Source organism: Vibrio pomeroyi (genome assembly GCF_024347595.1).
Lineage (GTDB): Bacteria > Pseudomonadota > Gammaproteobacteria > Enterobacterales > Vibrionaceae > Vibrio > Vibrio pomeroyi.
Genome location: NZ_AP025506.1, coordinates 1459303 through 1485295 on the forward strand (window position 1 = coordinate 1459303; position 25993 = coordinate 1485295).

The 25993-nt window shown below is 43.4% G+C and carries 24 protein-coding genes and 2 pseudogenes; 15 read left to right on the forward strand and 11 right to left on the reverse strand.

Going from position 1 to position 25993, the window contains the following annotated elements; all coding sequences use genetic code 11:
* Nucleotides 1-143 precede the first annotated feature (143 nt).
* The 3 genes from OCV12_RS06475 (at nucleotide 144) to pheT (ending at nucleotide 4921) form a co-directional block, all read left to right on the forward strand.
* Complete coding sequence (locus tag OCV12_RS06475) at nucleotides 144-1295, forward strand: GGDEF domain-containing protein (protein WP_390904559.1); 1152 nt, start codon at nucleotides 144-146, stop codon at nucleotides 1293-1295.
* A gap of 218 nt (nucleotides 1296-1513) precedes the next feature.
* Complete coding sequence (gene pheS, locus OCV12_RS06480) at nucleotides 1514-2497, forward strand: phenylalanine--tRNA ligase subunit alpha (RefSeq protein ID WP_004734764.1); 984 nt, start codon at nucleotides 1514-1516, stop codon at nucleotides 2495-2497.
* Between the two features lie 18 nt (nucleotides 2498-2515).
* Nucleotides 2516-4921, forward strand: coding sequence for a phenylalanine--tRNA ligase subunit beta (gene pheT, locus OCV12_RS06485; RefSeq protein ID WP_261885662.1), 2406 nt, complete (start codon nucleotides 2516-2518; stop codon nucleotides 4919-4921).
* Between the two features lie 66 nt (nucleotides 4922-4987).
* Here pheT and OCV12_RS06490 read toward each other — a convergent pair whose 3' ends face one another.
* Entirely contained in the window at nucleotides 4988-6823 is a 1836-nt protein-coding gene (locus tag OCV12_RS06490; RefSeq protein WP_261885663.1) for an AAA family ATPase, read from the reverse strand.
* Between the two features lie 264 nt (nucleotides 6824-7087).
* On the opposite strand from OCV12_RS06490, the gene OCV12_RS06495 reads away from it, so the two are divergent.
* Together OCV12_RS06495 and OCV12_RS06500 are read left to right on the forward strand one after the other, a co-directional pair.
* Nucleotides 7088-7960: an alpha/beta fold hydrolase gene (locus OCV12_RS06495; RefSeq protein WP_261885664.1), complete on the forward strand. Its 873-nt coding sequence runs from the start codon at nucleotides 7088-7090 to the stop codon at nucleotides 7958-7960.
* A gap of 640 nt (nucleotides 7961-8600) precedes the next feature.
* Nucleotides 8601-9743: an MFS transporter gene (locus tag OCV12_RS06500; protein WP_261885665.1), complete on the forward strand. Its 1143-nt coding sequence runs from the start codon at nucleotides 8601-8603 to the stop codon at nucleotides 9741-9743.
* A gap of 98 nt (nucleotides 9744-9841) precedes the next feature.
* Here the strand turns inward: OCV12_RS06500 and OCV12_RS06505 are convergent, their stop codons facing one another.
* On the reverse strand, nucleotides 9842-11350 hold the full coding sequence (locus tag OCV12_RS06505; protein WP_261885666.1) for a DUF3360 domain-containing protein: 1509 nt from the start codon (nucleotides 11348-11350) through the stop codon (nucleotides 9842-9844).
* A 395-nt stretch (nucleotides 11351-11745) separates the two neighbouring features.
* Between OCV12_RS06505 and OCV12_RS06510 the strand changes: the two genes are divergently transcribed.
* The 6 genes from OCV12_RS06510 to OCV12_RS06535 all read left to right on the forward strand — a co-directional run bounded on the left by OCV12_RS06510 (nucleotide 11746) and on the right by OCV12_RS06535 (nucleotide 15932).
* The gene (locus OCV12_RS06510) at nucleotides 11746-12732 is read left to right on the forward strand and encodes a permease (RefSeq protein WP_261885667.1); all 987 of its coding nucleotides are present in this window, start codon (nucleotides 11746-11748) and stop codon (nucleotides 12730-12732) included.
* A gap of 33 nt (nucleotides 12733-12765) precedes the next feature.
* Entirely contained in the window at nucleotides 12766-13014 is a 249-nt protein-coding gene (locus OCV12_RS06515) for a thioredoxin family protein (protein ID WP_261885668.1), read from the forward strand.
* Nucleotides 13015-13096: 82 nt separating this feature from the next.
* On the forward strand, nucleotides 13097-13612 hold the full coding sequence (locus OCV12_RS06520; protein WP_261885933.1) for a sigma-70 family RNA polymerase sigma factor: 516 nt from the start codon (nucleotides 13097-13099) through the stop codon (nucleotides 13610-13612).
* Between the two features lie 143 nt (nucleotides 13613-13755).
* Nucleotides 13756-14310, forward strand: coding sequence for a hypothetical protein (locus tag OCV12_RS06525; RefSeq protein WP_017632792.1), 555 nt, complete (start codon nucleotides 13756-13758; stop codon nucleotides 14308-14310).
* Between the two features lie 380 nt (nucleotides 14311-14690).
* Complete coding sequence (locus tag OCV12_RS06530) at nucleotides 14691-15563, forward strand: patatin-like phospholipase family protein (RefSeq protein ID WP_261885669.1); 873 nt, start codon at nucleotides 14691-14693, stop codon at nucleotides 15561-15563.
* Between the two features lie 15 nt (nucleotides 15564-15578).
* The gene (locus tag OCV12_RS06535; RefSeq protein ID WP_261885670.1) at nucleotides 15579-15932 is read left to right on the forward strand and encodes a hypothetical protein; all 354 of its coding nucleotides are present in this window, start codon (nucleotides 15579-15581) and stop codon (nucleotides 15930-15932) included.
* 61 nt (nucleotides 15933-15993) lie between these two features.
* On the opposite strand, the gene folM is transcribed toward OCV12_RS06535, so the two are convergent.
* From folM to folK, 4 genes are all read right to left on the reverse strand, one after another.
* Complete coding sequence (gene folM, locus OCV12_RS06540; RefSeq protein ID WP_261885671.1) at nucleotides 15994-16710, reverse strand: dihydromonapterin reductase; 717 nt, start codon at nucleotides 16708-16710, stop codon at nucleotides 15994-15996.
* A complete protein-coding gene (folE, locus tag OCV12_RS06545; protein WP_261885672.1) occupies nucleotides 16707-17345 on the reverse strand; it encodes a GTP cyclohydrolase I FolE in 639 nt (212 codons plus the stop codon). Before folE ends, folM begins: the two co-directional genes overlap by 4 nt.
* Before the next feature lie 10 nt (nucleotides 17346-17355).
* Nucleotides 17356-17733, reverse strand: coding sequence for a dihydroneopterin triphosphate 2'-epimerase (gene folX, locus OCV12_RS06550; protein ID WP_261885673.1), 378 nt, complete (start codon nucleotides 17731-17733; stop codon nucleotides 17356-17358).
* 86 nt (nucleotides 17734-17819) lie between these two features.
* Nucleotides 17820-18317 (reverse strand): 2-amino-4-hydroxy-6-hydroxymethyldihydropteridine diphosphokinase, encoded by a 498-nt coding sequence (gene folK, locus OCV12_RS06555; RefSeq protein ID WP_261885674.1) that lies wholly within the window; start codon nucleotides 18315-18317, stop codon nucleotides 17820-17822.
* Between the two features lie 338 nt (nucleotides 18318-18655).
* Here folK and OCV12_RS06560 point away from each other — a divergent pair, with 338 nt between their 5' ends.
* On the forward strand, nucleotides 18656-18994 hold the full coding sequence (locus tag OCV12_RS06560; protein ID WP_261885675.1) for a cytosolic protein: 339 nt from the start codon (nucleotides 18656-18658) through the stop codon (nucleotides 18992-18994).
* Nucleotides 18995-19135: 141 nt separating this feature from the next.
* Here the strand turns inward: OCV12_RS06560 and OCV12_RS06565 are convergent, their stop codons facing one another.
* From OCV12_RS06565 to OCV12_RS06575, 3 genes are all read right to left on the reverse strand, one after another.
* Nucleotides 19136-19816, reverse strand: coding sequence for a haloacid dehalogenase type II (locus OCV12_RS06565; RefSeq protein WP_261885676.1), 681 nt, complete (start codon nucleotides 19814-19816; stop codon nucleotides 19136-19138).
* Nucleotides 19817-20017: 201 nt separating this feature from the next.
* Nucleotides 20018-20821 (reverse strand): MetQ/NlpA family ABC transporter substrate-binding protein, encoded by an 804-nt coding sequence (locus tag OCV12_RS06570; RefSeq protein WP_261885677.1) that lies wholly within the window; start codon nucleotides 20819-20821, stop codon nucleotides 20018-20020.
* A 208-nt stretch (nucleotides 20822-21029) separates the two neighbouring features.
* Nucleotides 21030-21938, reverse strand: coding sequence for a dienelactone hydrolase family protein (locus OCV12_RS06575; RefSeq protein WP_261885678.1), 909 nt, complete (start codon nucleotides 21936-21938; stop codon nucleotides 21030-21032).
* Between the two features lie 343 nt (nucleotides 21939-22281).
* On the opposite strand from OCV12_RS06575, the gene OCV12_RS06580 reads away from it, so the two are divergent.
* On the forward strand, nucleotides 22282-22908 hold the full coding sequence (locus OCV12_RS06580; protein WP_261885679.1) for a type II secretion system protein: 627 nt from the start codon (nucleotides 22282-22284) through the stop codon (nucleotides 22906-22908).
* Nucleotides 22909-22919: 11 nt separating this feature from the next.
* Here the strand turns inward: OCV12_RS06580 and OCV12_RS06585 are convergent.
* Nucleotides 22920-23006: pseudogene (locus tag OCV12_RS06585) on the reverse strand (Lrp/AsnC family transcriptional regulator); the annotation flags it as partial.
* A gap of 232 nt (nucleotides 23007-23238) precedes the next feature.
* On the opposite strand from OCV12_RS06585, the gene OCV12_RS06590 reads away from it, so the two are divergent.
* Nucleotides 23239-23838, forward strand: coding sequence for a chromosome partitioning protein ParA (locus OCV12_RS06590; RefSeq protein ID WP_261885680.1), 600 nt, complete (start codon nucleotides 23239-23241; stop codon nucleotides 23836-23838).
* 16 nt (nucleotides 23839-23854) lie between these two features.
* Nucleotides 23855-25353: pseudogene (locus OCV12_RS06595) on the forward strand (hypothetical protein).
* Between the two features lie 102 nt (nucleotides 25354-25455).
* Here OCV12_RS06595 and OCV12_RS06600 read toward each other — a convergent pair.
* Nucleotides 25456-25911: an Lrp/AsnC family transcriptional regulator gene (locus OCV12_RS06600; RefSeq protein WP_050621546.1), complete on the reverse strand. Its 456-nt coding sequence runs from the start codon at nucleotides 25909-25911 to the stop codon at nucleotides 25456-25458.
* Nucleotides 25912-25993 lie beyond the last annotated feature (82 nt).

Genomic DNA, 25993 nt, shown 5'->3' on the forward strand with positions numbered 1-25993 from the left:
GTTCTTGTTAAAGAGGGCGTCTCAGATTTAAGACGCGCTATGTTTATAATGTTCAACGTCATCTTTTTATAAAATAGAGCAAATAATCGAATAGTCCTAAAGGTAAGATGGTTATATTTTTCGAGTATCTATAACCTCCGAATATGCATGTAAATCGTGCTGGTGGTATCGGCCCTAAGGGATTTATGAATTTATTTGATTGGGATAAAAACTTTGAGACAGGCATTGGTGTTGTTGATGAACAGCATCAATACCTTGTTGGTTTTATCAACCATTACGGAAACCTGTTGTCGGAGAATACGATCTCTATAGACGACATTAACATCGCTTTACTCGATCTCACGCGCTATGCAGAATTCCACTTTAAAGAAGAAGAATCTTTGATGAGAGAGCGTGGCGTTTATGACTTACACATAGAAGAACACGTCAAAGTGCATCGTGTGTTTATGCAAGACATCTACAGCATGCAAGCCTTCATCTTGGAAGAAGATCAGGCGTCAGCACGTCAGCTACTGGACTTCCTCATCCATTGGCTTGCTTACCACATCCTTGGAATCGACCAAAATATGGCGCGACAAATGGTCGCCATAGAAGAGGGCGCAACACCTCAACGAGCCTTTGAGGCAGAAGAAAAGCGGCAAGACTCTTCGACTGTCCCTTTACTGGCCGCGCTTAAAGGCTTATTCGAACAAGTCTCTGAACGAAACAAACAGTTGTTACGCTTCAATCAGGAACTCGAAGACAAAGTCGAAGAACGTACCGCAGAATTGAAACGAGCGAATAAGAAGCTCGAAGAACTCTCGTTAACCGATTCACTTACGGATTTGCCTAACCGTCGTTGCGCTTTTAAACAGTTAGCTTTGCATTGGCAAGAATCGAAAGAATTTGGCATGCCTTTAGTGTGCATTATGATTGATGCCGACAACTTCAAGCGCATTAATGACACAAGTGGTCATGATGCAGGCGACTTGGTGCTACAAACGCTCTCGCGTGAACTGAAAAACACGTTCCGTAACGATGATATTGTGTGTCGATTAGGGGGCGATGAGTTCTTGGTGATTTGCCCGGATACCGATCTTAATGGGGGCATGCACATCGCAGAAACGACGCGACAGAAAGTGTCTGAATTAGAGGTCGAAACCGGCAACCAAGCTTGGATTGGTAGCATCAGTGTCGGTGTGGCGGAAATGACCCAAGAATTCGAAACCATGAATGAATTGATTAAAGCGGCTGACGAGTCCGTTTATCTAGCGAAAGATGCGGGTAAGAACAGCGTTTGTTCTATTCAGATCTAGCCTTCAGGTCATTTCCAAATTAAGAAGTGGAACCTGTAATTGTTCCACTTCTTCCTACTCCTCATTAATATCCTGTTAAATTTGCCGTGTTTTTAGTCAATAACTTGTTCTTTTAGCGATTCAATTTGGCATTAGAAGCGTGTTTGATTACTATGTGTAGCTATCTAAAAAAACTAATCATCCGATACGGACACTACCAACTGGTAGATGAGGAAATGATGCAACATCTAGAAGAGATCATTGCTAATGCAACGACTGCTATTGATACAGCAGATTCGTTAGTCGCACTTGATGAAGTGCGAGTTCAGTATTTAGGTAAGAAGGGTGAACTAACTCTTCAACTACAAAGCCTAGGTAAACTTCCACCTGAAGAGCGTCGCACTGCTGGTCAAGAGATCAACAAAGCGAAAGGTGCTGTTCAACAAGCGATCGCAGCTCGCAAAGACGCACTACAACGTGCAGAGCTTGAAGCGAAACTAGCTGAAGAAACTATCGATGTGAGCCTACCAGGTCGTCGCATTGAGAACGGTGGTCTTCACCCAGTTACACGCACAGTTGAGCGTATCGAACAGTTCTTTGGTGAGCTTGGCTTTAGCACTGAGTCTGGCCCTGAGATCGAAGATGCATTCCACAACTTTGATGCACTAAACATCGCAGACGATCACCCAGCTCGTACTGATCACGATACTTTCTTCTTCAACCCTGATCTAATGCTACGTACGCACACTTCTGGTGTTCAAATCCGTACGATGGAAAACGGCAAACCGCCATTCCGCTTCATTGCTCCGGGTCGTGTTTACCGTAACGACTACGATCAAACTCACACGCCAATGTTCCACCAAGTGGAAGGTATGTTAGTTGATGAGAACGTAAACTTCGCACAACTTAAAGGCATTCTTAACGATTTCCTTTGTAACTTCTTTGAAGAAGAAGTTGAAGTGCGTTTCCGTCCTTCATTCTTCCCGTTCACAGAGCCTTCAGCTGAAGTTGACGTGAAACGTAAAGATGGCAAATGGCTAGAAGTTCTAGGCTGTGGCATGGTTCATCCTAACGTACTTCGCTCTGTTGGCATCGACCCTGAGAAATACTCTGGTTTTGCATTCGGTATGGGTGTAGAGCGTCTAACGATGCTTCGTTACGGCGTAAATGACCTTCGTGCGTTCTTCGAGAACGACCTTCGTTTCCTTAAACAATTCAAGTAATCCGGAGCAGTCAAAACTATGAAATTCAGTGAATCTTGGCTACGCGAGTGGGTTAAACCTGCAATTAACAGCGAAGAGCTAGCTCACCAAATCACTATGGCTGGTTTGGAAGTTGACGATGTAGAACCTGTTGCTGGTGAATTCACCGGCGTTAAAGTAGGTAAAGTGGTTGAGTGCGGTCAGCACCCAGACGCAGACAAACTACAAGTTACAAAAATTGATATCGGCGAAGAAGAGCTGTTAGACATCGTATGCGGTGCATCTAACTGTCGTCTTGGCCTAACTGTAGCAGTAGCAACAGTTGGCGCAGTACTTCCTGGTGACTTCAAAATCAAGAAAGCAAAACTACGTGGCGTTCCATCGCACGGCATGCTTTGTTCTTTCTCTGAGCTAGGTATCGACGTAGAGTCTGACGGCATCCTTGAGCTGCCTGAAGGCACAACGCTAGGTATGGACGTTCGTGAGCTTCTTGAGCTTAACGACGTAACTATCGACGTAGACCTAACAGCAAACCGCGCAGACTGCTTCAGCATCCGTGGCCTTGCTCGTGAAGTTGGCGTACTAAACCGCGCAGACGTTACAGAGCCAACAGTTGAAGCTGTTGCAACAAGCATTGAAGACACAGTATCTGTTGAAATCAAAGCAACTGATGCTTGTCCACGTTACCTTGGCCGTGTGGTTAAGAACGTAAACGTGAAAGCGGAATCTCCAATCTGGATGCAAGAAAAACTGCGTCGTTGTGGTATCCGTTCAATCGACCCAGTTGTAGACATCACAAACTACGTGATGCTAGAGCAAGGCCAACCAATGCACGCATTTGATCTTGCTAAGATCGAAGGCGGTATCGTGGTTCGTCTAGCAGAGCAGGGCGAAAAGCTAACACTTCTAGATGGCAACGAAGCTGAACTAAACAGCAACACACTTGTTATCGCTGACCACAACAAAGCACTAGCAATCGCTGGTATCTTTGGCGGTCAAGATTCAGGTGTTACGACCGAAACAACAGACGTACTTCTTGAAGCGGCATTCTTCGCACCGGATCACATCCGTGGTCGCGCACGTGCTTACGGCCTTCATACTGATTCTTCTCTACGTTTCGAACGTGGTGTTGATTCAACACTTCAAGCAGCAGCAATGGAGCGTGCAACACAGCTTCTAGTTGAAATCTGTGGTGGTGAAGTTGCGCCAGTAAACGGCAGCGAATCTGAAGCTGATCTTCCTAAAGCAAACGTAGTTGCTCTACGTCGCGCTAAGCTAGACAGCCTGCTAGGTCACGAAATCCCATCTACAGACGTAGTGGAAATTCTTACTCGCCTAGGTTGTACTGTTTCTGTTGTAGAAGATACGGAAACGACAGAAGCTGGTTGGACGGCAACGTCTCCATCTTGGCGTTTTGATATCGCAATCGAGCAAGACCTAATTGAAGAAGTAGGTCGTATCTACGGTTACGATAACATTCCAAACCAAGCGCCTAAAGCGGCACTTAAAATGAATGACCACAAAGAAGCTGACCAACCGCTTAAGCGCGTTCGTGACCTTCTTGTAGACCGTGGCTACCACGAAGCAATCACATACAGCTTCGTAGAACCAGAACAGCAAAAACTTGTTGTACCTGGTGTTGAGCCACTAATCCTGCCATTCCCAATCTCTGCGGACATGTCAGCAATGCGTCTTGGCCTAATTCAAGGTCTTCTAAACACAGTTGTTCACAACCAGAAGCGTCAACAGTCTCGCGTTCGTCTATTCGAATCAGGCCTACGTTTCATCCCTGAAGCAACAGCTGAAAACGGCATGCGCCAAGAAATGATGCTTGCGGGCGTTATCTCTGGTACTCGTGGCGAAGAGCACTGGGATATTGCAACTAACACTGTAGATTTCTTCGATCTTAAAGGTGACCTAGAAGCAGTTCTTGAGCTTTCAGCAAACGAAATCGCATACAGCTTCAAAGCAGCTAAGCACCCAGCACTTCACCCAGGTCAAACTGCGGCTATCGTAGTAGACGGCAAAGAAGTGGGTATCATTGGTACTGTTCACCCAGAACTAGAGCGTAAGTTTGGTCTTAACGGCCGTACTATCGTATTCGAAATCGAATGGGCAGCTATCAACACTCGCGTGCTTCCAGAAGCAGTAGCTGTATCTAAGTTCCCTGCAAACCGTCGTGATATCGCAGTAGTTGTTGACGAAGCAGTTGCTTCTGGCGACATCGTAGAAGCGTGTATCGCTGCTGGTGGCGAATTCCTAACAGGCGCTAAGCTGTTCGACGTATACGTTGGTCAAGGCGTTGAAGAAGGTAAGAAGAGCCTAGCAATCGCACTTAGCCTACAGTCTGTAGAGCGCACACTTGAAGATGCAGACATCGCTGGTTCAGTAGATGCTATCGTAGCTTCAATCTCAGAGAAATTCGGCGCAGCACTTCGCGACTAATCTCTTCTGATAGATAGAAAACCAAAGGCCTCGCAATGCGAGGCCTTTTTTAAATCTAGTTCATATTTATCTGTCTTTGCACATCTCAATGATTTCATCAATAATCGTGACCATATCTTCACAAACTTCATCTGCTTGTATCGAATGTATATATTCTTCTTTATCAAACTTCACTTTAAAATACTTATTAATGCCATCTAATACTGGTTTTACGTCTTTACTGAATAACCCTTCAGTGTTGCTAGCTCTATCGGAGTTCTTATACGTCGGTGGTACAACAAGTCCATGTTCATCTGTAAGGTAATCTTTAACAGCATTTACATCTTTAGAGATATTAGAATTTCTACAATTATTTGTGATATAACGGCTAATAGCTTCAGGAATGATCAAGTAATTCTCAATTTCTCGTCTCCTTAAAGTTCTGTATTTCATTATTGCATGTTTAGCTGAATCATCTTTTTGAACATCGCACCCGTTATTGTGAAGATGACAGTTGGTCGTGGAATAGTTTTCATCATCTAAGTCTCTTAAGCTATATGCTAAGATATGATTTCCTGTCTCTTGCGCTATTTTTTGGTTTAGCTCAATAATTAGGGTTTTACGTTCTTTGTGCTTCTTATTAGTAACCCATTCAACGATGTTATTTGGCCATACTTTCCCCAGTCTTTGGCAAAGGGTTCGAAGAACACGGCCGTCACTCGAGTTTTCGATTAATAATACATTTTTGTGTTCTATGATCGAGTCTAATAGGGGGAAATACTTGCTTCCCAGTCCTTCTAGAACAAGGACTTTTTCTTCATTATTTTTTAGATAGTTAGCTTTATAGTTTTCAACATGTAAAACTTTTGGGTAGTTAATTAGCTTAATTAACTCAGAGCTGTGGCTAACTAGTAATATCTGCTTGTTATATTCATTACATACTTTTTCTAGTTTTTCTATCAAAAGAGATTGAAGTGATGAATGTAGATGTGCATCCGGTTCGTCAAGCAACAATACGTTATTGTTTCGGTCTAGAGCGAGAGCAAATACGCTTAACCATTGTAAAAAGCCACTGCCTTCAACCATTAGATCTCTTTTACTAGTGTTATTTCTTTCCTTTACTCTTGTTTCTGGATTTTTAACCAAGTCAAGTACATCGACATTAATAAAATTATGAAACTTACTATCAAATTGATGTACATATAGATTTACATGAAATACTTCGGCTAGAATTTCTTTTAGTTGTCGCCATTCCGTTTTTATTTTACTTAGGCATAGTTGGTCTGACTGTGTTAATCTCAGTTTATTAGGGAACAGCTCATCTCTCTTTGTTTGAATGGTAATTTCATGTGCTTCATGTAGATCTAAAAGTAGATTTCGTATTACCGAGCCTGCCTGTCCTTTCCCTATTAGTTTTCGTCGATCAGCGACAGATAACCAATTTTCATTTTCATTCATTCCTCCAAAAGGTGGAAGGTAGGCAATTGTTGGGATGTTATCTTCCTCAGTAAGATTGGAGTCGGATTTCTTAATGGCAAAATTATTTCCGTTAAGTGTAAATGCGAGCTCCAGAAATAGGTTTCTATTGTCATACCCCTTCCAACCTACTTTTATCTTAAGTGAATATGAACCATTGGTTTTTTGATCTTTCCAAAGATATTTTAAAGACGGTATGCTGATGGGAGAGAACGTTTCTGGGGGGATGCCAAGTCCTTTTTTGTCGGTGTCATAGTTTGCAAGTAAAGATTCTTGACCTCTATAGTTGATCAAAAGAATTTTTGCATACTCCCAGACTGCTAGAGCATGCAGGAGACTAGTTTTTCCTGAATTATTGACTCCTGAAATGAGAGTCAACCCGCTGTCGTTAAGGTCAACATTGATCTCATCAAATTTCTTAAAATTATTTAACGCTAACAGATTCACACTCTACTTCCTTGAATTCACACTTCGTTTAACAGAGAACTAACTCTTATAATAAGAAAGCTAAACTATCAGTATATTGTATGATTTTCATGTATTTATACTCTGATTGTGAATTGAATCGTGATTGGGATGATTCGAAAAATGTTTTTGGTTTGGATTGAACGGAAGAACTGTTGACCCGTCTACAACTTCACACTTTATAGTGTCTATATTGATTGAGAGTGGCGCTTTCTGTGTTCCCTCCAAAGTAAGTAGAGATACACTATGAAACGTTTAATTCTAAACATCACACTCTTGGTATTCATGACACTTGGTAGCATGAGTGCCATGGCTCATGATTCAACGGTTAAGTACGGTATTGCGATATCTCACGATGGTGAGCAAATTGCTTATGGCAAAAGTGGGAGCGGGGAGACGGCGCTGATCTTCATTCATGGTTGGAGCTTAGACAGTAGGCTGTGGCAAAACCAAGTGAGTGAGTTTTCAAAGCAGTACCAAGTGATCACCATGGACTTAGCAGGGCACGGTAACTCATCGTTCAACCGAGAAGAGTACACCATGGTCTCGTTCGCTGAAGATATCAAAGCCGTAATTGAGAAAGAACAACTCGAATCCGTCATCTTAGTAGGGCATTCAATGGCGGGTGGTGTTATTGCTGAAGCCGCTAAACTGATGCCGAAAAGAGTGAAGGGCATTATTGGTGTCGATACATCGCAAAATGTCACACTAGCTGTTTCTCAAAGCGACCTAGATGCGATGACCATACCATTTGAAGCAGACTTCCAAGCGGGCATTACTATGTTCGTGAAAGACTCGCTACCAAAAGACGTAGACACGGATTTACTTTACTGGGTAACGCAAGACATGGCGTCAGCACCGCCAGCTATCGCGATAAACCAGTTCCGCCATTATCTAGGCCAATACGTGACAGGCGAAGCCCACCGCGTGTATGAGAACGTGAACGTACCAGTAATATTGGTCAACGCTCGCCTATGGCCAACAGATTCAGAAGCGAACAAGAAACACATCAAGGATTACAGCATTTACTACATTGAAGACTCAGGCCACTTCCCAATGCTAGAGCAACCGCAGCAGTTCAACACAACGTTGATGAAAGCGGTGAAGTCAGTGAAGTAGGGTGGTTGCACGTGAGAATAGGCTGATAATCCCCTCCTAACCTCCCCTTGATTTACATCTCCAATATCTTGTTGGTAATTGGAAAGGGGAGGAACTGAATACCGATCGCTACATGTGCTGCTATATGTTCAGCGGCAAAGAATGTTCTCCCCCTCGGACGTATATCTAATGAGATCGGTGAACTCCATTTGAGGGGGAGCTAGAGGGGGAGGTTTGGGTTTAATTGAACCGTTCCACGGAGTTTCATTAACTGCGACAAGTCTGTGACTTTGTTTTACTTGTTATTCAATCCAACTGGCACAGACCTGATTTGTACATCATCGTCAGCGACAAATAATAATCTCCAATGAATTTCTCAAAGAAGTAAAAGCTATCTGAATACTTACCAATCTCAATAAATAACATTCTAAAAATGATCGTGTAACAATCTGTTAACTGGTCGTATTGTCGCTATGTTCTTTGTCTTAGTTGCATATCGTTACCAAGCTCAGAACATACCATTATTTTTGAGGAGCTGAATATGAACGGAAAACTAAGAATGGCGTTATTCATGCGCGATCATATTCAAGATTTTCTTTTAGAATCGGCGGCTTAAATGACTCTCTGGCTTAGGATTTTAACATCGCGAAGCTCATTCGCGATGTTGGTTTTTATCGCCATCGCGTCAGTGATAGCGAATACGGGGTGGCGAGTCGTGATGAATAACTTCGCTGTTGATACTGTTGGTATGTCGGGTGCTGACGTGGGTGTATTGCAGAGTGTTAGGGAGATCCCAGGCTTGCTCTCATTTACTGTTTTGTTTCTGTTGTTCATCGCCTCAGAACAAAGAGTCGCGGTATTGTCGGTTGCAACATTAGGGCTCGGAGTAGCAGTGACGGGGTATTTGCCTTCGATCTATGGCTTCTATTTCAGCACCACGATCATGTCTATTGGTTTCCATTATTTAGAAGCGGTGAACAAATCACTCTCAACACAATTGTTAGCGACTGAGAACTTCAGTGAATCAATGGGGAAAATCCGCTCTGCTGCTTCGTTTTTCTCGATGGTGACTTTTCTGTGCATTATGGTCGCGAGCTATCTTTTTGACGTTTCAGATAAGGCGATTTTCTTTACGTGTGGAGCAATATGTTTTTGGCTGGCAGTTTACTTGGTCACGTTTAAAAATACTCATACAGAGGTTAAACAACATACCAAACTCATTGTCCGACGTGAATACACGACCTATTACATTCTTACCTTTTTGAGTGGGGCAAGAAGACAGATCTTTGTGGCATTTGCTGGCTTACTGATGGTGACTAAATTTCATTATACGATTGCGATGATGGCCACTTTATTTATGGTATCCAGCTTAGCAGCGACGCTTGCTCTACCTTATGTTGGGAGATTTATCGACCGAGTAGGAGAGAGGCAAGCTTTGGTCATTGAGTATGCCGCATTAGTGTTAGTGTTTTTATCTTACGCATTTGTGGATGATCATTATGCGGCTGCGGGGCTATATGTTATCGACAGTATCATTTTTAGTTTTGCGATAGCTTTGAACACCTACTTTAAAAAGACAATTAGGGAAGATGAAGTGGCTTCAACGGCGAGTTTGTCATTCACGATTAACCATATTGCAGCGGTATTCCTTCCATTTTTGTTAGGAATCATCTGGATGTCTGGTTATCAATGGGTGTTTGTTTCTGGAGCAGTGATTGCTTTGATTAGTCTGTTGGTATCGTTGACTATGGGCACGCAGCTTCATCAGCGAATTAATGGATTCGATAAGCTACAGAACCAATAGCGACACTCGTTTATCTCACTGGTTTGATAGATAAAACAAGGCCTCGCGCGTGTGCGAGGCCTTTTTGTGTTCCGACTAAAATTAAATATTATTCGAGGTTAACGAAAGCTTGGGATAATCGCTGGAATCCCCGGTAGAAGGCCAACCAATGCCATTACGCCACTTAGTACAATAAACATGATGCCAGGCAACACCCAACGGCTCATTTTACTCAGTTCACCGCTGCGTTCTTTACAACCGACTAGGCCTAAGTTGTCTAACAGCATTGTGAGAGACCAACCAAATGCTGGGTTCACTAGCGCCGATGAAAATACAACAATCGCTGCTGATTGGGTGGTTTTCCCTTCGCGTGTCATTTCCATTCCAGCTTCTAGCAATGGAACAAATACCCCAACAATCAACGCGACACACAGTACAGGTTGCCAGATAGCCAAATCCATTGGGTAGCCCCAAACAGCGGCGATAATACAAAATAGAGCTGTGAGCAAAGCGCCAGCAGGGATAGGGCGTTTAGCAATCGCCGCCGGTACGATATAAGTACCCCATGAAGACGTAAAGTTAGTACCGCCAAGCAGAGAACCGAACGTTTGACGAATTGAAGCCGTGGTCATGGTGTCGTCAATGTTCATGTGTACTTTTTCGGTACGTTCTGGGTAGCTGATCTTTTGGAATACTTGATGCCCTAAGAAATCGGGTGACCACATTGCTACGGCTAGAATCGCAAACGGCAATACCACCATGAAATGTTCAATCGTCGGTAGGCCTAGCATCCAGCCTGTATCTTCTCCCCACCAATACATAGGGTTCATGTTAGGTAAGCCTGGCTCAGTGTGGAAAGCAAATGGCGCACCCATGGCAAATGCAATCGTACCACCTAGCAAGCAGCTAAGAGGTACCGCTAACCAACGCTTACGGAAATGTTCCAATAGCGCGTACAAGATAATGGTGCAAAAGATCACGACAAACGCGATGTGGCTCATGCCAATTCCCTCTGCCCAAGCGAAAAGCTTTTTAACTTGAGAGGCGGTTCCAACAAAGCCAAGGTAGAGCAACAAGCCGCCACACACGCCTTTACTGGTGAGGTTGGCTAACATGCTACCACCTTTACTGATGGCTAAGATTAGGCCAAAAGCGCCAATCAACAAGCCAAACGCCATAGGGTGGCCGCCTGCTGCAACGACAATAGGAATTAAGGGGATAAGTGGGCCGTGTGTACCTGCGAGGTTCGCGGTCGGCAATAGGAAGCCAGAGAAAATAATAATGAAAACGGAGGCGATGAGGAGTTCATAACGAACGTTTTCTAGAATGAAGTCTTCATTTAATCCGAGAGCACCCGCAAAGGTAGCAGCAATCGCGCCCACCATCACAACTTTACCAATGGTCGCTGCCATCGCTGGGATGGTGTCTTCCATTTCGAATCGATAATCTTTAAACGGTAAATTTGGACGCCAGCGTTTAGGCGCCATGATTTGTAATTCATGCTCTAAATATTGGTCGCGGGAATCGAATTCTGATCTTGGTTTGTGTTGTTGTTCATAAGTGAGTTCATCCTCGTTCGCTTGAGGCTTATCTGCTTGTATATGTACGGACTCTAAAGTACTGCTCATGTTGATTCCTTTCGTTCACACTCTGAGGTGTGTTATTCCAACAAACGTTGTTGACTCACGCAGAAGTGCAAACAATGCGTCAACCTATCGTTAAGAATTCATTAACATTTAGTTGCTAGTACCTTATACCAAACCAAAAAAAACAAATAGTCTCAGGCAGTTAGACATTAGTCGTAGAGTTTGAGGGCTAATATGGGAGACGGTAAAGGGGATGAGTCAGTTTGTTTATAAGCCCTTAATTACAGGAGCAATAAAGTCACTTGTAACAACGAACGGCCAAGTGAATCTGTTCTGCAATCGAGCTTGAAAATCAAAACCAAAAAATAATTTAGAAAAGTGTGCATCCTTTTGCGACCTCAAACGTGTTAGAGGTAAATCGTTTAGAGGGTGCCACTATGTTGGACGTTTTTACCTACTTTGCCGACTGGCTGACGTATTCCATTTTTAGCTTGGAAGCCAGTACTTCAATCGCAACAGGCGTTCATTTCTTTATTGAAGACACCAGTAAGATCTTAGTCTTATTGGTCGTGTTGATTTACGTTATCTCTGCACTGAGAGCCAGTTTGAGTGTGGACAAAGTTCGCCAATATCTACAGGGCAAGCATCGCGGTGTGGGTTACTTCTTGGGTTCGCTATTTGGTGCGATTACACCGTTTTGCTCGTGCAGTTCTATTCCTCTGTTTATGGGCTTTGTCTCTGCACGTATTCCTATTGGTGTGACCATCGCATTTCTTATTACATCGCCTCTGATCAATGAGGTGGTAATCATCATGCTTGGCAGTGTACTCGGGCTGAAATTCACCATCATGTACATTGTGATTGGCATGTCGCTTGGCATTTTTGCAGGCTTCGTCTTAGATGCTTTTAAAGCCCACCGTTGGTTACAACCTTTCCTTGCCGAAGAGTATCAAAAAGCCAATGAGTTAGATGAATTGCCTCAAACCGCGATTGAATCAACCCCAATGACGTTTAAACAGCGCCATGAATTTGCCGTAAACGAGACCAGCACCATCTTCAAGCGTATTTGGATTTGGGTCTTTGTTGGTGTCGGTATTGGGGCGTTCATTCATGGTTTTGTACCGGCGGATTGGTTCGAACAAAACCTCGCACACGGTCAGTGGTGGACGGTGCCACTCGCGACACTCAGTGCCATTCCGATTTACACCAACGCAACGGGCATTGTGCCAATCATGGCGTCGTTGATAGACAAAGGTATGCCACTGGGCACCACGCTTGCGTTTTGTATGGGAGCGGTCGCAGTGAGCTTGCCAGAGTTCATGATGCTTAAACAAGTCATGCAATACCGATTGCTTGGCGTAATCGCAGGTTACTTGCTGGTGGCGATTTCCATCACGGGTTGGTTGTTCAATTTCTTTTATTAATCACAGCAGAGCACATGCTCACAGGAGTTTGATATGAAAAGCATTCAAGTTTATGGTTCGGGTTGTAAGAACTGCGTCGTCACTGCAGAACGGTTTGCCGAAGTCGCACAAGAATTAGGGCAGCAAATCAACATTGAAAAAGTCACCAGTTTAGAAGCCATTATGAAAGCTGGCATTATGAGCACACCGGGTGTTGCGATTAATGGTGAGTTAAAACTCACGGGATCGGTGCCATCTGTTGATCTGGTTCGTAATTTACTCAAAGAAGATGTTGTAGCGTAAAGGAAAGGAAGGAGCGTCGCACGTGCCGTTTTTTGAATGAGCACGCGCGACGGATAATCGAGATTCAAGAATGAAATGTTTGATGGATGCGTGGAATCATGCAGAACCTAGCCTTTATGGCTGGCTACTAAAACAGACCCAAAATCCGCATGAAGCGGAAGACATCATGCAAGAAGTGTTTCTGAAAGCCATGGGGAATAGTGAGCGTTTCTGTACATTGCAGGACGGTAAATCATGGCTGTTTAAGATGACCAGAAACCACCTTGTTGACCAACTGAGACGGAAAATACATTCGGTAGACATCGAAGAGTTTGTGATGCCCACGGATATTTCCCCTGCGATGGTTCAGCTTCAGCGCTGCCTTCCAAAAGTATTGGTAAAACTCACCGAGCAAGAGCGTGATGTAATAGAGCTATGTGACCTCAATGGCATGGCACAAAAAGACTACGCAGAGAAACACCAGCTTAGCTTGCCAGCCGTGAAGGCACGTTTACGTCGAGCCCGTATAGAGCTCAAAACCATTTTGGTGAGTGAGTGCAAGGTGACTCAAGATCAAACGGGCGTCTGTTGCTTCAAGTCTTTTCAAGCAGCTCCTTAAGTCTTTTTAAGTAGAGCTTTAAGCCGTTTAAGCTGAACCATAAATCCCTCTGGAAGTAACGTTTCCGACTTAAACTTATTGATAATAGTTATCATTACGTTATGTTTGGTATCTCAAACACACTCATTGTTTCGGAGACCAACATGGAACACTCGGATATTACTCAACTGCTTATTCCAAAGAGTGATTGGGCATCGCCTGATCTCTTTCTCTACGAAGGCGAAGACAAACTTCGACTCAGCTTAGAGGGAGCAATTCAATACAGTGGGTTGAACAGCATTGGCGGCGTGGTTCTCGGCTTTAGGATTATCCAATACGCGGTTAAATTAGCGGCGGGTGATCAGTCTTTGCAACGTGATGGCATTAGTATTTATACCGCTTTCCCTGGGCGTGGTGCTCAAGATGTCTTTGAATACACATGCCGCGCGTTACGTGATAAGCGCTATTGCTGTGATAGCACATTGCACCATCCTGCCGCGCAAACCGGGCAGCGTGGTCAGTTCTTATTTACGATTCGCTTGAATGAACAATCCATGGTGATGACGCCAGCAAACGGATTACCAAGACAAAGTTATTTTGAAGCCGACCGACATTCGCAAGACAGCAGAGAAGCGGCATTGAAATGGCGAGATGAGAAGATCAACTTTGCTAATACACTCTTGAGTTTGTCGCCAGAAGAGTGCTTACGCGTGCTGTAATTCCCTGTTCTCATAAACAAAATGAGCACAGAAACAGAATGAACAACAAGAGGTCGCTCGCTTTCAAGTGAGCGACCTTTTTGTATCAAGCGTTCGTGGAAACCAGATTCCTAGTCGCGCTTAGGCTTGCTGGAATGACGCGCTTGTGTTTTTGAGCTTAGAGCTTAGAGTTTAGAGCTTCGGTTTTTGGTATTGGGGGGAGGTAGCCTAGAGTATTTATATCTTTCATCAATGCTCTTAAACCGCCTCTATTTCATTTCGCAGACACACTTAGATGTACATATGGGACAGTTTTCAAAGCATTACACTGCTTACAGTTAAACTAAGTGATATGATTTTGCTGAAGAGCTAAAGAACTAACGATTTAAAGGATGAGTACGATGGCAAAAACGATCTCATTGGTACTGGGTAGTGGTGGCGCGAGAGGCTTGGTTCACGTTGGTATCATCCGTTGGCTGATTGAGCATGGCTATGAAATAAAATCCATCTCTGGCTGTTCAATTGGTGCACTTATTGGCGGTGTCTACGCTGCGGGTAAGTTGGATGAATTTGAAGAGTGGGTGACCAGTATCGACCAAGGTGATATGGCGATGTTGTTGGACTTTTCATGGCAATCGAGTGGTATGTTCAAAGGCGATAAGATCATCGATACACTGCGCGGGCTGATCGGCGAGACTTCAATTGAAGATTTGCCTATCCCTTATACCGCAGTTGCCGCCAACGTCGCCGATGAAAAAGAGGTTTGGCTGCAATCAGGCTCTCTGTTTGATGCTATTCGTGCTTCTATCTCCTTGCCATTGTTCTTTACGCCTCATGTCATTAATGGCGAAGAATTGATTGATGGCGGGGTACTCAATCCTGTACCGATTGCGCCTACCTTCGGAGATAAAACAGACTTTACTCTGGCGGTGAACTTAGGGGGTGAACCTGAATTGGTTAAACAGGAAGTGACACCGATTTCCCTACCAACAAAAGAGAGTAACCTGCATGAGAAGGTGGTTCATTTTATCGATAACCTCGGTAGCAGTGTAAAAAGCAAAATGAGCTTCAATTTTGCGGCCTATGACATTGCCAACCAAGCGTTTGATGCAATGCAATCGACCATTGCTCGCCAAAAATTAGCCGCGTATCCTGCCGATATTACTCTTGAGCTCCCACGCAATGCTTGTGGCACCTTAGAGTTTGATCGCTCACAAGAGATGATAGACAGAGGCTACCATTTGGCACAGGCTAAACTGGGCAATCGACTTTAATGTATTTGCTGCTGAATGAGAGTATTTATGGAAACTGAACTAAAAGCTCTGGTCACAAACAAAGATGTCATCGTGCTCACCAGCTCAGAAGCAGCTGCCGTATCTTGGCTGATTAATTGTTATCAAGAGAACGCAGATATCCAGATTATCGAGAAAGCACATCAGTTAGATACTGAAGCGGTTTTGGCGCAATGCAGAAACAGTCTGAGCGAAAGTAAAAAGGTCATCCTTACCGCGCAGTTTCGGAGCCAACTGCCTATCATCAATCTCGCATCACTGTGTAATGAGAAGCGCAAATCATTGATCAATATTGAATTGTCCGGTTGGGATGAAGAAAATAGCCTTCCCCAATCTTATAGCTGTTTCTAGGTTATAGCAGTTTCTAGCTTATAGCGGTTTCTAGGTTGAGTAAGCCCACAATACATGGGCTTCACTTCAAATGCCTACCGCCATCAAGGTGTAAGGTTCTTCCTGTCATGTAGTGGCTGGCCAACATAAACTTGATGCCATCTATTATTTCCTCAAAGCCCGCTTCTGCGGGGATCAGAGCTTTTTGTAGCGCTTTGGTTTTGTATGCCTCGTCGTCATGGTCATTGAACTTAATCATGGCTGGAGAGATGGTATTTACTTTCACCTTGGGAGCCAACATTGCTGAGAACGACAGCGTCAGGTTGTTGAGCGCAGCCTTACTGGCGGCGTAAGCGATGTGTTTTTTACTGCCTTTTTCCGCAACGTAATCGCTGATATGAATGATGTCTGAAGTTTGCTCGCCATACATCAGTTGGTCTTTGAGTGTTAAGTTGACTAGATAAGGCACAGTCGCGTGTATCGTCATCATCTGATGCATGATGTGTGAGGCATTTTCACTGGGATCTTTCTTGTTCTCAGGTTTCCAGTCGGAAGCGTTGTGTATGACCGCTCTGAGTTTCTTATATTCTTGGCCAACATAATGAAGAAATTCTTCTAGGCTGCTTTGTTGATAAAAGTCTACTTGCTGCAAGTCGGCGCCACTGTCGCGCAAGAATTGCAGTTGAGGATAGTCGCTTCGGTAGGTGCCAACCACGTTGTATCCATCCGCTAAAAATTGCTGTGCCAGTGCGAAGCCGAGTCGCTTTCCCACGCCGGTTATTAGTATCGTTTCACTCATCGTAAAAACTCAGCTCTGGTTTGAGGGTTAGTTTTGAAAATACCACCAAGCGCGGTTGTTGAGGTTTCAGAGTTTGCATCCATCACGCCTCTGGATTTAACGCAATAGTGGGTTGCTTTAATCGTCACAGCCACGTTTTCTGTTTCAACCAGAGTTTGAATCGCAACTAAGATCTGTTGGGTAAGACGTTCTTGTACCTGAGGACGTTGAGCAAAGAACCGAACGATACGGTTTATTTTAGACAGCCCAAGGATCTTGTTTTCGGGGATGTATGCCACTTCCGCTGAACCATCGATGGTGATGAAGTGATGTTCGCACGTCGAGGTTAGGTCAATGTCCGATACCTTAACCATTTCATCAACGGACATTTTGTTGTCTATAACGCTGATCTTTGGAAAGTTGTTGTAATCGAGCCCTGAGAAGATCTCGTGTACGTACATCTTCGCAATGCGATGAGGTGTTTCAGCAAGGCTATCATCAGTTAAATCTAGTCCAAGCGTACTGACCACTTCCGTTAAGAGTCCTTTGATGCGGTTGTACTTTTGGTCGGGGTTCATTTCGCTCGCTGTCATTGGGGTTTCAAGTCCTTTTGCGAGCAAAGCTTCTCTTACTTTTTCGGCTTCTATATTCAGCATGACTCTCTCCTTATGAATTCTTGTCGTTATCTGCTTCATAGCTCAGAGTGAGCGAAACAGAGTCGGCAAAACGTAGCGCATGAGGCTTATCAATTCTCACTTGAGCGTATTTCACCCATGGATGATCGATACAGATGCCGAGTACGTCGCTGGTCAATTTTTCCAAAAGCAGAAACCTTCCGGATTCAACGTGTTGAATGACCTTCTTGCAGATGTTTTTGTAGTTGAGCGCGTTGTCCACATCGTCAGAGAGACAAAGGTTGTTGGCGGGATAGTGTATTTCTGCATTGATAACGATGTCTTGCTGCTTAGACTTTTCTTCTTCGTTGAAACCGATGAAGGTTCTTAGTCTCAGGTTTGTAATGGTGATAATGGCGTTGTGATTCATAACAGTGTCCATTCCTTTGAAAGTGAAGTCAGTTACGTGCTTGTTTTAAGAAAAGATCAGTCGTTCTTTCCGCAGTAATGTGAAGGCTAAATAAAATTAAGCTCGAAAGGGATGGGTTCGGTTTTCTGGCTCAACTGCTCGAAGCTTTCCCATAGCTGCTGATATGAGATGTCTAGAGTGGGGTGGCGTTGTTGCGCGGCGATATCAACTAACGGCCTGAGTACAAAAGCGTATTCGGTGATTTCACCTCTAGGTAGCTCTACACCATCGATAACGCCGACTTGATTGCCATAAAGAAGGATGTCGATATCCATAGTGCGTGAAGCGTAGGCTTTAGTTTGACGCTTGCGATCGTTCTCTGATTCGATTTGATGCAGAACTTTAACCAGCTCTGCGACAGGTAGGTCACATTCGAACCCAACGACTAGGTTGAGGAAGTTATCTCCTTCAAACCCAACAGGTTCGCAATCGTAGAAGTTAGAAATGTGCAGCGGTGCAAAGCGGTCATTCAATGCTTTGAGAGACTGTGTGACGTGGTGTTCGCGGTTAATGTTGCTTCCGATGCTGACATAGACGTTGGCCATAGTATTTCCTTCTTGTTTAAGGAACCTATACGTCCAGCTCGCGATGAAGATCAGCTATGTATCCTCTTAAAGGTAGGAAGATAAAAGAAAATACAGTTCTACCGCAAATTTTACCTTTCTTTGAGTTCGCATAAGAGGACTTTGGGTCTAGAAAGTACCACGAGTAAAAATTCAGCCAATTAAGATTCTCGACAAAAACGCGCTTCAAGTTGGCTGAATGAATGCCAGAAATATCTAAGGATTACCGTCTTGGATAATTCAATTTCTACAACGTTCCATCTTTGATAGTGATAGAATCCCCGCATCAGAATTATCGAGAATCTAGGTATTTATAAACTATGTTTATCCATCACGTTAACGGCATCGACTGGCTGGTGATTACAGCTTTTGAAGAACTAAAACCGATGTTTATCGAAGATGCTGGTCCAATTCCATCTTACTTCTCGACTACCAGTGAATTGAGCCTGATTGATCAAGCTAAGCGTAGCTATGGGTTTTTGCCGACACTCCGCGGTGTGATCACCGATACTGGCACCTATCAAAGTAAAGATCTTGAAGAAGATTTGAACCCACAGCTTGCGTGTATCGTTGAAGGGCGTGGCCGAGTGTTTATCTATCACGGCGACTACGTGGCATTCGTGGATGAAGAGCAAACCTTCATTACTCGAATGGACTGAATATTATTCGGTAGGTTTAGACATGCTAATTGGCTATAGGTTAATCAGTTATGGATAAGCTACTTTGTAGATAAAACGAAGGCCTCGCGTGTGCGAGGCCTTTTTTGTTTGTACCGAGTCAGGAGAAAAGCTCTTGAGGTGTTACTTTTCTAAATTGTGCTTAATGATTTGTTCGACCACACCATTCATCGTTCTGCAGCTAATTTCAGGCTTCAAATACAGGGAATGATATTCAACGCCTGTGCGGTCTATGTAGGCTGCTTGTAAGCCAGCAGATAATGCACCATGAGTGTCCCAATCGTGAGTAGCCACAAGACGAAGGTTTTCGACAGGCTCTTTTAACGTTTCTGCTGCAAATCTATACACATCTGAATTTGGTTTGAAACTGCCTGTTTCTTCAACGGAAATGATAGTGTCAAAGTAATCTTCTAAGCCCGAGTTCTTGATTTGAGAAGTGATAAGGTCGAGGGATGAGTTGGAAAAAGCGACGGTTTTAAAGCCGTTGTTACGCAATTCAAGTAAAGATGCTTTGATATCATTGTGCGGTGGTAGATTGGCAAAGGAAGTTAACAAGGCACCTTTAGTTTCCGCCGTTAAATCACACTTGTACCGTTGTGCAATGGCGTCGAGCGCTGCATTCGCTAGTTCAGAAAAAGTAGACTTTACGTTTGTTGCGATGCAAACGGTTGAAGAGTGCAAAAGCTTAGAGAACCAAAGCGATAGTGCATCCTCACTGCCAAATGCCGCTTTAAATTTAGGCTGTAATGACTCCAAATTTAAAACCGTTTCGTTTATATCAAACAGTATCACTTCTTTTTTCATGCGAAGAACCCAGATTTAATAGAATTTCGTACTCACATAATCCGCTCTGGTGACCCGGTTTTCAACCTCGATTTAAGTAACTTAAGCTTTGCTCTCTAACTAGAAAAGAGGGTGGAATGAGTCATCGATGAAAACGTCACTCAAATCTGGCGTTGCTTAACGAGTAACAGGCAACGCCAAATTTAAGGTGACTTTTTTGGTCTAATTTGCGGCTTCTATAGTGCCTTTGAATGTGCTGTCTAAAAAGTCATTGATCTCTTGTGAGTGGTAAATTGAGATGATCTTTTTATACGTTTCATTGTTTTTGTCTTCTTCTCGCGCCGCCACAACCATCACGGCTAAAGGTGCGTCTTTTTTCTCTAAGTAAATGCCCTGTTTCTTAGGGTCGAGTCCAGCCGACATCACATAGTTCATGGTGATTGCTGCTGCATCTACATCGTCAAGAGAGCGGGGTAGTTGAGCGGCATCCACTTCAACAAATCGAATGTTCTTCGGGTTGTTAACAATATCGTTTAAAGATGCGTTGAAACCAGCGTTGTCTTTTAATGAAATCAGCCCAGCATCTTCAAGTAGCAATAGTCCACGCCCGCCATTCGTTGGGTCGTTTGGAATCGCGATTCGTGCGTTATCGGGGATAGAGTTAAGCGAAGTGTACTTGTTCGAGTAAACGCCCATACGCATCAAAATTGAACGTCCGATAGAAACTAACTTGCTATCGTGATTGGCATTAAAGTTATCGAGAAATGGCTGATGCTGGTAACTATTCAGCTGGATACTTCCATCGTCCAGTGCTGCGTTAGGGGTGATGTAGTCTGAGAATTCGACGAGTTCAATGTTTATCCCTTGCTTTGCTGCTTCTTTGGCAACAGCTTGTACAACTTGTGCATGTGGGCCAACTGTCGCCCCAATCTTGATGACAGCTTCGTCTTTTTTTCCACATCCTGTCACGCCGAATACGAATGCTAATGCCAACAGGGATGCTGTGATTTTTTTGTAGCGGTTCATGATAACTCCATTTAATTAACCAAAAGACGTTTGGGTGTCTGGATGTCTATATTATCTGTTTATAAAGTTGGGTCAATAGGTTTGTTAGAAGCGAAGTTAGGTTGATAAAACAAAGGCCTCGCATGTACGAGGCCTTTGGGATTTTGTTGAGTAAGGTATAGGGCAGTCACTTGAAATTTAAAGAAAACGGAAGCGGTAATCTCGCCTATCAAGAAAGCTTTTGGTTAAAGAACTCGAGCGTACGTGCCCATGCTAATTCTGCTTCTTCTTCAGCATATCGACCTGTTGAATCGTTATGGAAGCCATGATTCACACCGTCATAGATGTAAGCGGTGTAGTCTGCTCCAATCTCTTTGAGTTCTGCTTCATAGTCTGGCCAAGTTGCATTCACACGTTTATCGATTCCAGCGAATTGGATCAGTAATGGTCCTTTAACGTTCTTTCTTAAATCAGGAGCGGCAGGAGTGCCGTAAAATGGAACGCCCGCATCCAGCTGCTCTGGCATTACCGCCGCCAACATATTCACGATATAGCCACCGAAGCAAAATCCTACAGCGCCTAGTTTTCCGTTACTTTTTTCATGAGACTTCAAGAAGTTTGCAGCGGCGATAAAGTCTTCTTCGATTTTCTCTCTGGATAATGACTTTTGCATTGCTCGACCTTCATCATCATTACCTGGATACCCGCCAAGTGAATAGAGTGCATCAGGTGCAAAGGCAATAAACCCAGCGGCCGCGAGTCGTCTTGCCACATCCTTTACGTATGGATTTAAGCCTCTATTTTCATGAATGACCAATACAACAGGCGCATTACCCTCTAGCTCTTTGGGTACCACCAAGTAGCCATAGCCTTCTCCGTGTCCTTTAGGCGAAGGAAATTTCTCGTAGGTTGCTTTGATGGAAGGATCGTTGAAAGAGACTTGCTCTGCCTTCGCATAATTAGGAATTAATGCAGACGTTAATGTTGTCATGGTTAAGCCAAGCACAGCCAACCCAGATAAACGAGCCATAAACTCTCTGCGATCAATCAGGCCGTGTGCATATTCGTCGTACCAATCAAATGCTTCTTGGGGGATAGATCGAGTTGGATCTGATTGAGATTCGGTACTTTTATTCATAACTTTTCCTTGTTGTGAGTTGTTTGACCAATCAACTATAGTGGAAATGTTAAAGTATTTGAACGATCGCTCAATATCTTTTTGGCTATTTGTTATATCAAAGTACAAAAATTAGATGACAGTCAGATAAAACGGTCACTTCGGAATCAATTCCCATGTCTTAGGTTTGTTTTTTATTGGGGGGAGAATCTAGTTCTAAATTGGCCTTTAAGAACTAGGCATATTTACGGTCAATAAGGCAGTATGTTTCAATACAAAGCGTTTGATTTTACTCTGGTATAATCTTTCCCATCAGGGAAGCCTTAGCGTTATTAGAATCAATTTGATGAGAGATAAAGATTAGATGTTGAAACTTTTGCGTCAGAGAAAAAAATGGAAACTTGCAGCGTTTAGTTTGTTCATGCTTATTACCGCATTTTTTATCTACAACCAGTTTGGCAACCGTATGTCCCGTGTCGATGAGGCAAACTTTTTGATCGGGCAACTGAATACTGTGTTGGATGTCGCTGAGCAATATTCTCATGACAATGGTTCTTTGCCTCCCATCACTTCCGATACCGACACGAACTTCGGCTACTTAAACATCAATCACTTAATTGAAAATCCGGGCTTATCAACATGGCGAGGACCATACTTACCTTTTGACGATACATGGATAGGTGGCGATCAGTACATCGATCATCCAGATTACATAGCAACGCAATTACTGCTTAAGGAAAAGGGGAGTCAATGGGCTCGAGGGAGCTCCGAGACAGGTTGTAAATCGTCGTCATCAACTTGTTCTCTTACGGTTTGTATCTGGTTGGTACCAACAAAAGTGGCACAAGAAATTAATCAGATGGTTGATGGCAATACGAGCCTCGAAAGTTCTAATACGACCGGAAAAATACGTTACGACAAAGCCTTTGGTGGCGCACTGGTATGTATGATTGGCGATGACTATCCAATGCCTTCTATACAGCCCAACTAAGCCGTTACTAATTATCTCACTGGCAACTTAGTCTTTGTTTTTACCTGACCAAAGGCGAAGCTGGATTCAATAGAAGCGATATTAGGGAGGCGGGTTAGTGTATCTACGGAACAATTTGGCAGAAGCTCGTGAGAATATACTGCTAACCCACGTTCAAATCTCCCTTTTAATTGATATTTTCACCCTCTTTTGAAACACAGAAAAAGCGGAGGATAGCAACATCTAACTTCCTATTTTTGTTTGTTATGATCCTATGCAAACTCTTTATTATTCAGTGAGTTAATTTATCCGTAATCTTTGGTATCTATTTGAAATACTAGGGAAACGAAAATGAAAAATGGGTTAGTCTGCACATTAGCAATGATGTTAATTGTGGGATGCAAAGAATCGAATGAGCCAAACGCTGCTGTAGTGGAACAACCGAGTGTCATATCACACATAGAGAAAACACCTGAGCTAGTCGCAGAATTAAAGGCACAACCGACAATCGATGATCAGTTTAGGCTGCTATATGAGCACTTTGAACCCATGCTTGACCGCAGTGACTCTCTTACTGGTACGGATGCAAACAATGATGGTATCCGCGATGACATTGAGGCGTTTATCGATGCGTTAGAAGTGACCCAGCCTGTTCGAAAAGCCTTAAAACAAGAGGCTCGGCAAGCACAAGAAAGTCTCTATCACGACTGGAGTGCAAAGACTGAAACCAATATAAAGAAGGCATTAGTAATCGCTAATAAATATGGGAAGGTCATTGCTTGTAAGAAGTTTGTTGGTATACCAGTAAGAGATAGAACCAATACTGGGAGAACTATTGATGCGCTCACTTACAATACTAAAGCTCGCACCATTCTCTACTTGGCTTATAATCACATGTTAGATGGCTCAGTAAGTACGTCTCTAAAAGCAGAGGCTAAGTACTGTGAATAAGCTAACTATCTCGTTTATGATAAGTGTGTTATTACCATTTAATGTAATGGCTAACTCATGCAAAGTTGAAGGCTATACCATTGGTTTTTTTAATGGGGTGGCGACTGTAGAGAAAGACGCTAGGCGTGGTATCGATGAAATAGAATCCACTCTAGATATCAAACATTACAACGGTGAGTCTGTTGAATACCAGGTTTTCTACAACGATTCTTATATTGACGGAAGTGGCCTTAACGTATTGGCTGATTTTGCTGAAACCTTTGACCAAAGAACTTACGAGTTAGAGCAGAAACAATTCGACCGGTGGGAGGCCTTTTGGGACATTGTGAGCGGTAGGCAAAACAGCTCTATCATCCAAAAAATCAGCGCCACTTTTGATTGGTTTACTGGGTTTGTTCTCGACTTCACAAACCAAACCATCAATGCAACCATCACGAAATATTTACAAGAACTAGCCTCACTTGTTGATGCCCCCGAAACCAGCCAAACTAGAATGCAGCATCACCTTTTAAATGACTCTCTTACGTGGAAAGGAAAAAGCTCATTTACATCGCTCATTCACAAGGGAACTTATGGGTAAACGAATCATACAAGCATGTTTCATCCCAATACGGTTACAGTGCCGATAATATTCACGTTGTTCACATCGCTCCCGCTTCCCCAACCCTTAGCCCGGACAGTGATTATATTTTATCGACCTCAGATCTTGTGATTAATGGGCTGAACTTTACAGGGATAGGCAGCGTTCCGCCTCCCAATACCACGATAGCACCGAGTAAATTAGACTTTGCGGGACACGGACTCATTCCTATTTACCTCACTCACCCCAAATCCATTGAGAAAATCAAAGCGTCGGTCGATAAAGCTTTCACCTCTCTTACTAAACCTGAGATGGAAGATTTTTTGTTTAAAATTGAGTTCGATTATAGTGTTAGCTATGACGCACTTCATGATAATCCTGTTTATGAAATTGTTGACGCAAGTAAAACTGACGAATTTGGGTCTTACCTAAAGAGCCCTTCTTTTTATCTCAGCCAGAAAAATGAGTCTTGGCCTAAGAAGACGGTGGATTCTTATATACAAGATGAAGATAGGTTGCCATTTAGAGTTACGGGCAATGATGTGGCTTTATTTGATACTTGTAAAAGCCCGAACGAGGCAATGAGTGACATTCCATCGATTCCCTCACATGATACTTATATGTTCGTACAATGGCGAAATTTGAAAAGCTATGAACGAGGTACATTTAAAGATATTTGGAGGTCAAGAAAGATGACCGATAGATATGGATTGGTAGATGAAACCCCAATAGCATTTCGAGATATGGATGACTACTATTTCATTTGTGCTGGGGATGGAGACGCCATTGAACTAGAAGTAACACAACACTCTTATAATGAAGAGCAACGCCAATATTTGGCCACTCAGCATTTGTCAGGACGTTATGATGTTTCGGCACGTTATGCAGTACCTTTTCAAAGTTATCATCCTACTAATCTCTGTCAAGGTCATTGATTATTTACGTGGAGTGAATCCGGCAATCTTATTAGTGCAGCTTAAGGAGGGTGAGCTGAAGCACTCTCACACTCCTTAATCCCAAATAGCTGTGCCCTGCATTTATCTCACTGGCAGCTTAGTCTTTGTTTTTACCTGACCAAAGGCGAAGCTGGATTCAATAGACGCAATATTGGGCAGGCGAGTTAGTTGTTTGCGGATAAATTGCTCGTAGCTTTTAAGCGACTCGCTGACCACATGCAATAGATAATCGTGATTGCCTGTCATTAAAAAGCACTCCAATACTTCATCAATCACTTCAATGTGTTGCTCAAAGTCGCGCATGTTCTCTTCAGTCGGCTTTTCAAGTTTCACCAACACAAACACATTCACAGGCAAGCCACACGCTTCTTGATCAACGCTGGCGTGATAGCCGCGAATAATCCCTTGTTTCTCTAATGACCGAACTCGGCGTAAACAAGGAGAGGGCGACAGCGCCACGCGATCGGCCAACTCTTGATTAGTCAGGCGAGCGTTATTTTGCAGTTCAGCCAGTATTTTCTTATCGATCTCGTCAATTGGCATATCCCATCAATATTAGAATTTATTCGGCAATATTATTGCTCAAAGTGTATGTCTTGCTTCTCAAATAGCAATTTTT

Coding starts and splice junctions, on each gene's coding strand:
- OCV12_RS06475 (WP_390904559.1), top strand. CDS start 144: ATGCATGTAAATCGTGCTGGTGGTATCGGCCCTAAGGGATTTATGAAT.
- pheS (WP_004734764.1), top strand. CDS start 1,514: ATGCAACATCTAGAAGAGATCATTGCTAATGCAACGACTGCTATTGAT.
- pheT (WP_261885662.1), top strand. CDS start 2,516: ATGAAATTCAGTGAATCTTGGCTACGCGAGTGGGTTAAACCTGCAATT.
- OCV12_RS06495 (WP_261885664.1), top strand. CDS start 7,088: ATGAAACGTTTAATTCTAAACATCACACTCTTGGTATTCATGACACTT.
- OCV12_RS06500 (WP_261885665.1), top strand. CDS start 8,601: ATGTTGGTTTTTATCGCCATCGCGTCAGTGATAGCGAATACGGGGTGG.
- OCV12_RS06505 (WP_261885666.1), bottom strand. CDS start 11,350: ATGAGCAGTACTTTAGAGTCCGTACATATACAAGCAGATAAGCCTCAA.
- OCV12_RS06510 (WP_261885667.1), top strand. CDS start 11,746: ATGTTGGACGTTTTTACCTACTTTGCCGACTGGCTGACGTATTCCATT.
- OCV12_RS06515 (WP_261885668.1), top strand. CDS start 12,766: ATGAAAAGCATTCAAGTTTATGGTTCGGGTTGTAAGAACTGCGTCGTC.
- OCV12_RS06520 (WP_261885933.1), top strand. CDS start 13,097: ATGGATGCGTGGAATCATGCAGAACCTAGCCTTTATGGCTGGCTACTA.
- OCV12_RS06525 (WP_017632792.1), top strand. CDS start 13,756: ATGGAACACTCGGATATTACTCAACTGCTTATTCCAAAGAGTGATTGG.
- OCV12_RS06530 (WP_261885669.1), top strand. CDS start 14,691: ATGGCAAAAACGATCTCATTGGTACTGGGTAGTGGTGGCGCGAGAGGC.
- OCV12_RS06535 (WP_261885670.1), top strand. CDS start 15,579: ATGAGAGTATTTATGGAAACTGAACTAAAAGCTCTGGTCACAAACAAA.
- folM (WP_261885671.1), bottom strand. CDS start 16,710: ATGAGTGAAACGATACTAATAACCGGCGTGGGAAAGCGACTCGGCTTC.
- folE (WP_261885672.1), bottom strand. CDS start 17,345: ATGCTGAATATAGAAGCCGAAAAAGTAAGAGAAGCTTTGCTCGCAAAA.
- folX (WP_261885673.1), bottom strand. CDS start 17,733: ATGAATCACAACGCCATTATCACCATTACAAACCTGAGACTAAGAACC.
- folK (WP_261885674.1), bottom strand. CDS start 18,317: ATGGCCAACGTCTATGTCAGCATCGGAAGCAACATTAACCGCGAACAC.
- OCV12_RS06560 (WP_261885675.1), top strand. CDS start 18,656: ATGTTTATCCATCACGTTAACGGCATCGACTGGCTGGTGATTACAGCT.
- OCV12_RS06565 (WP_261885676.1), bottom strand. CDS start 19,816: ATGAAAAAAGAAGTGATACTGTTTGATATAAACGAAACGGTTTTAAAT.
- OCV12_RS06570 (WP_261885677.1), bottom strand. CDS start 20,821: ATGAACCGCTACAAAAAAATCACAGCATCCCTGTTGGCATTAGCATTC.
- OCV12_RS06575 (WP_261885678.1), bottom strand. CDS start 21,938: ATGAATAAAAGTACCGAATCTCAATCAGATCCAACTCGATCTATCCCC.
- OCV12_RS06580 (WP_261885679.1), top strand. CDS start 22,282: ATGTTGAAACTTTTGCGTCAGAGAAAAAAATGGAAACTTGCAGCGTTT.
- OCV12_RS06590 (WP_261885680.1), top strand. CDS start 23,239: ATGAAAAATGGGTTAGTCTGCACATTAGCAATGATGTTAATTGTGGGA.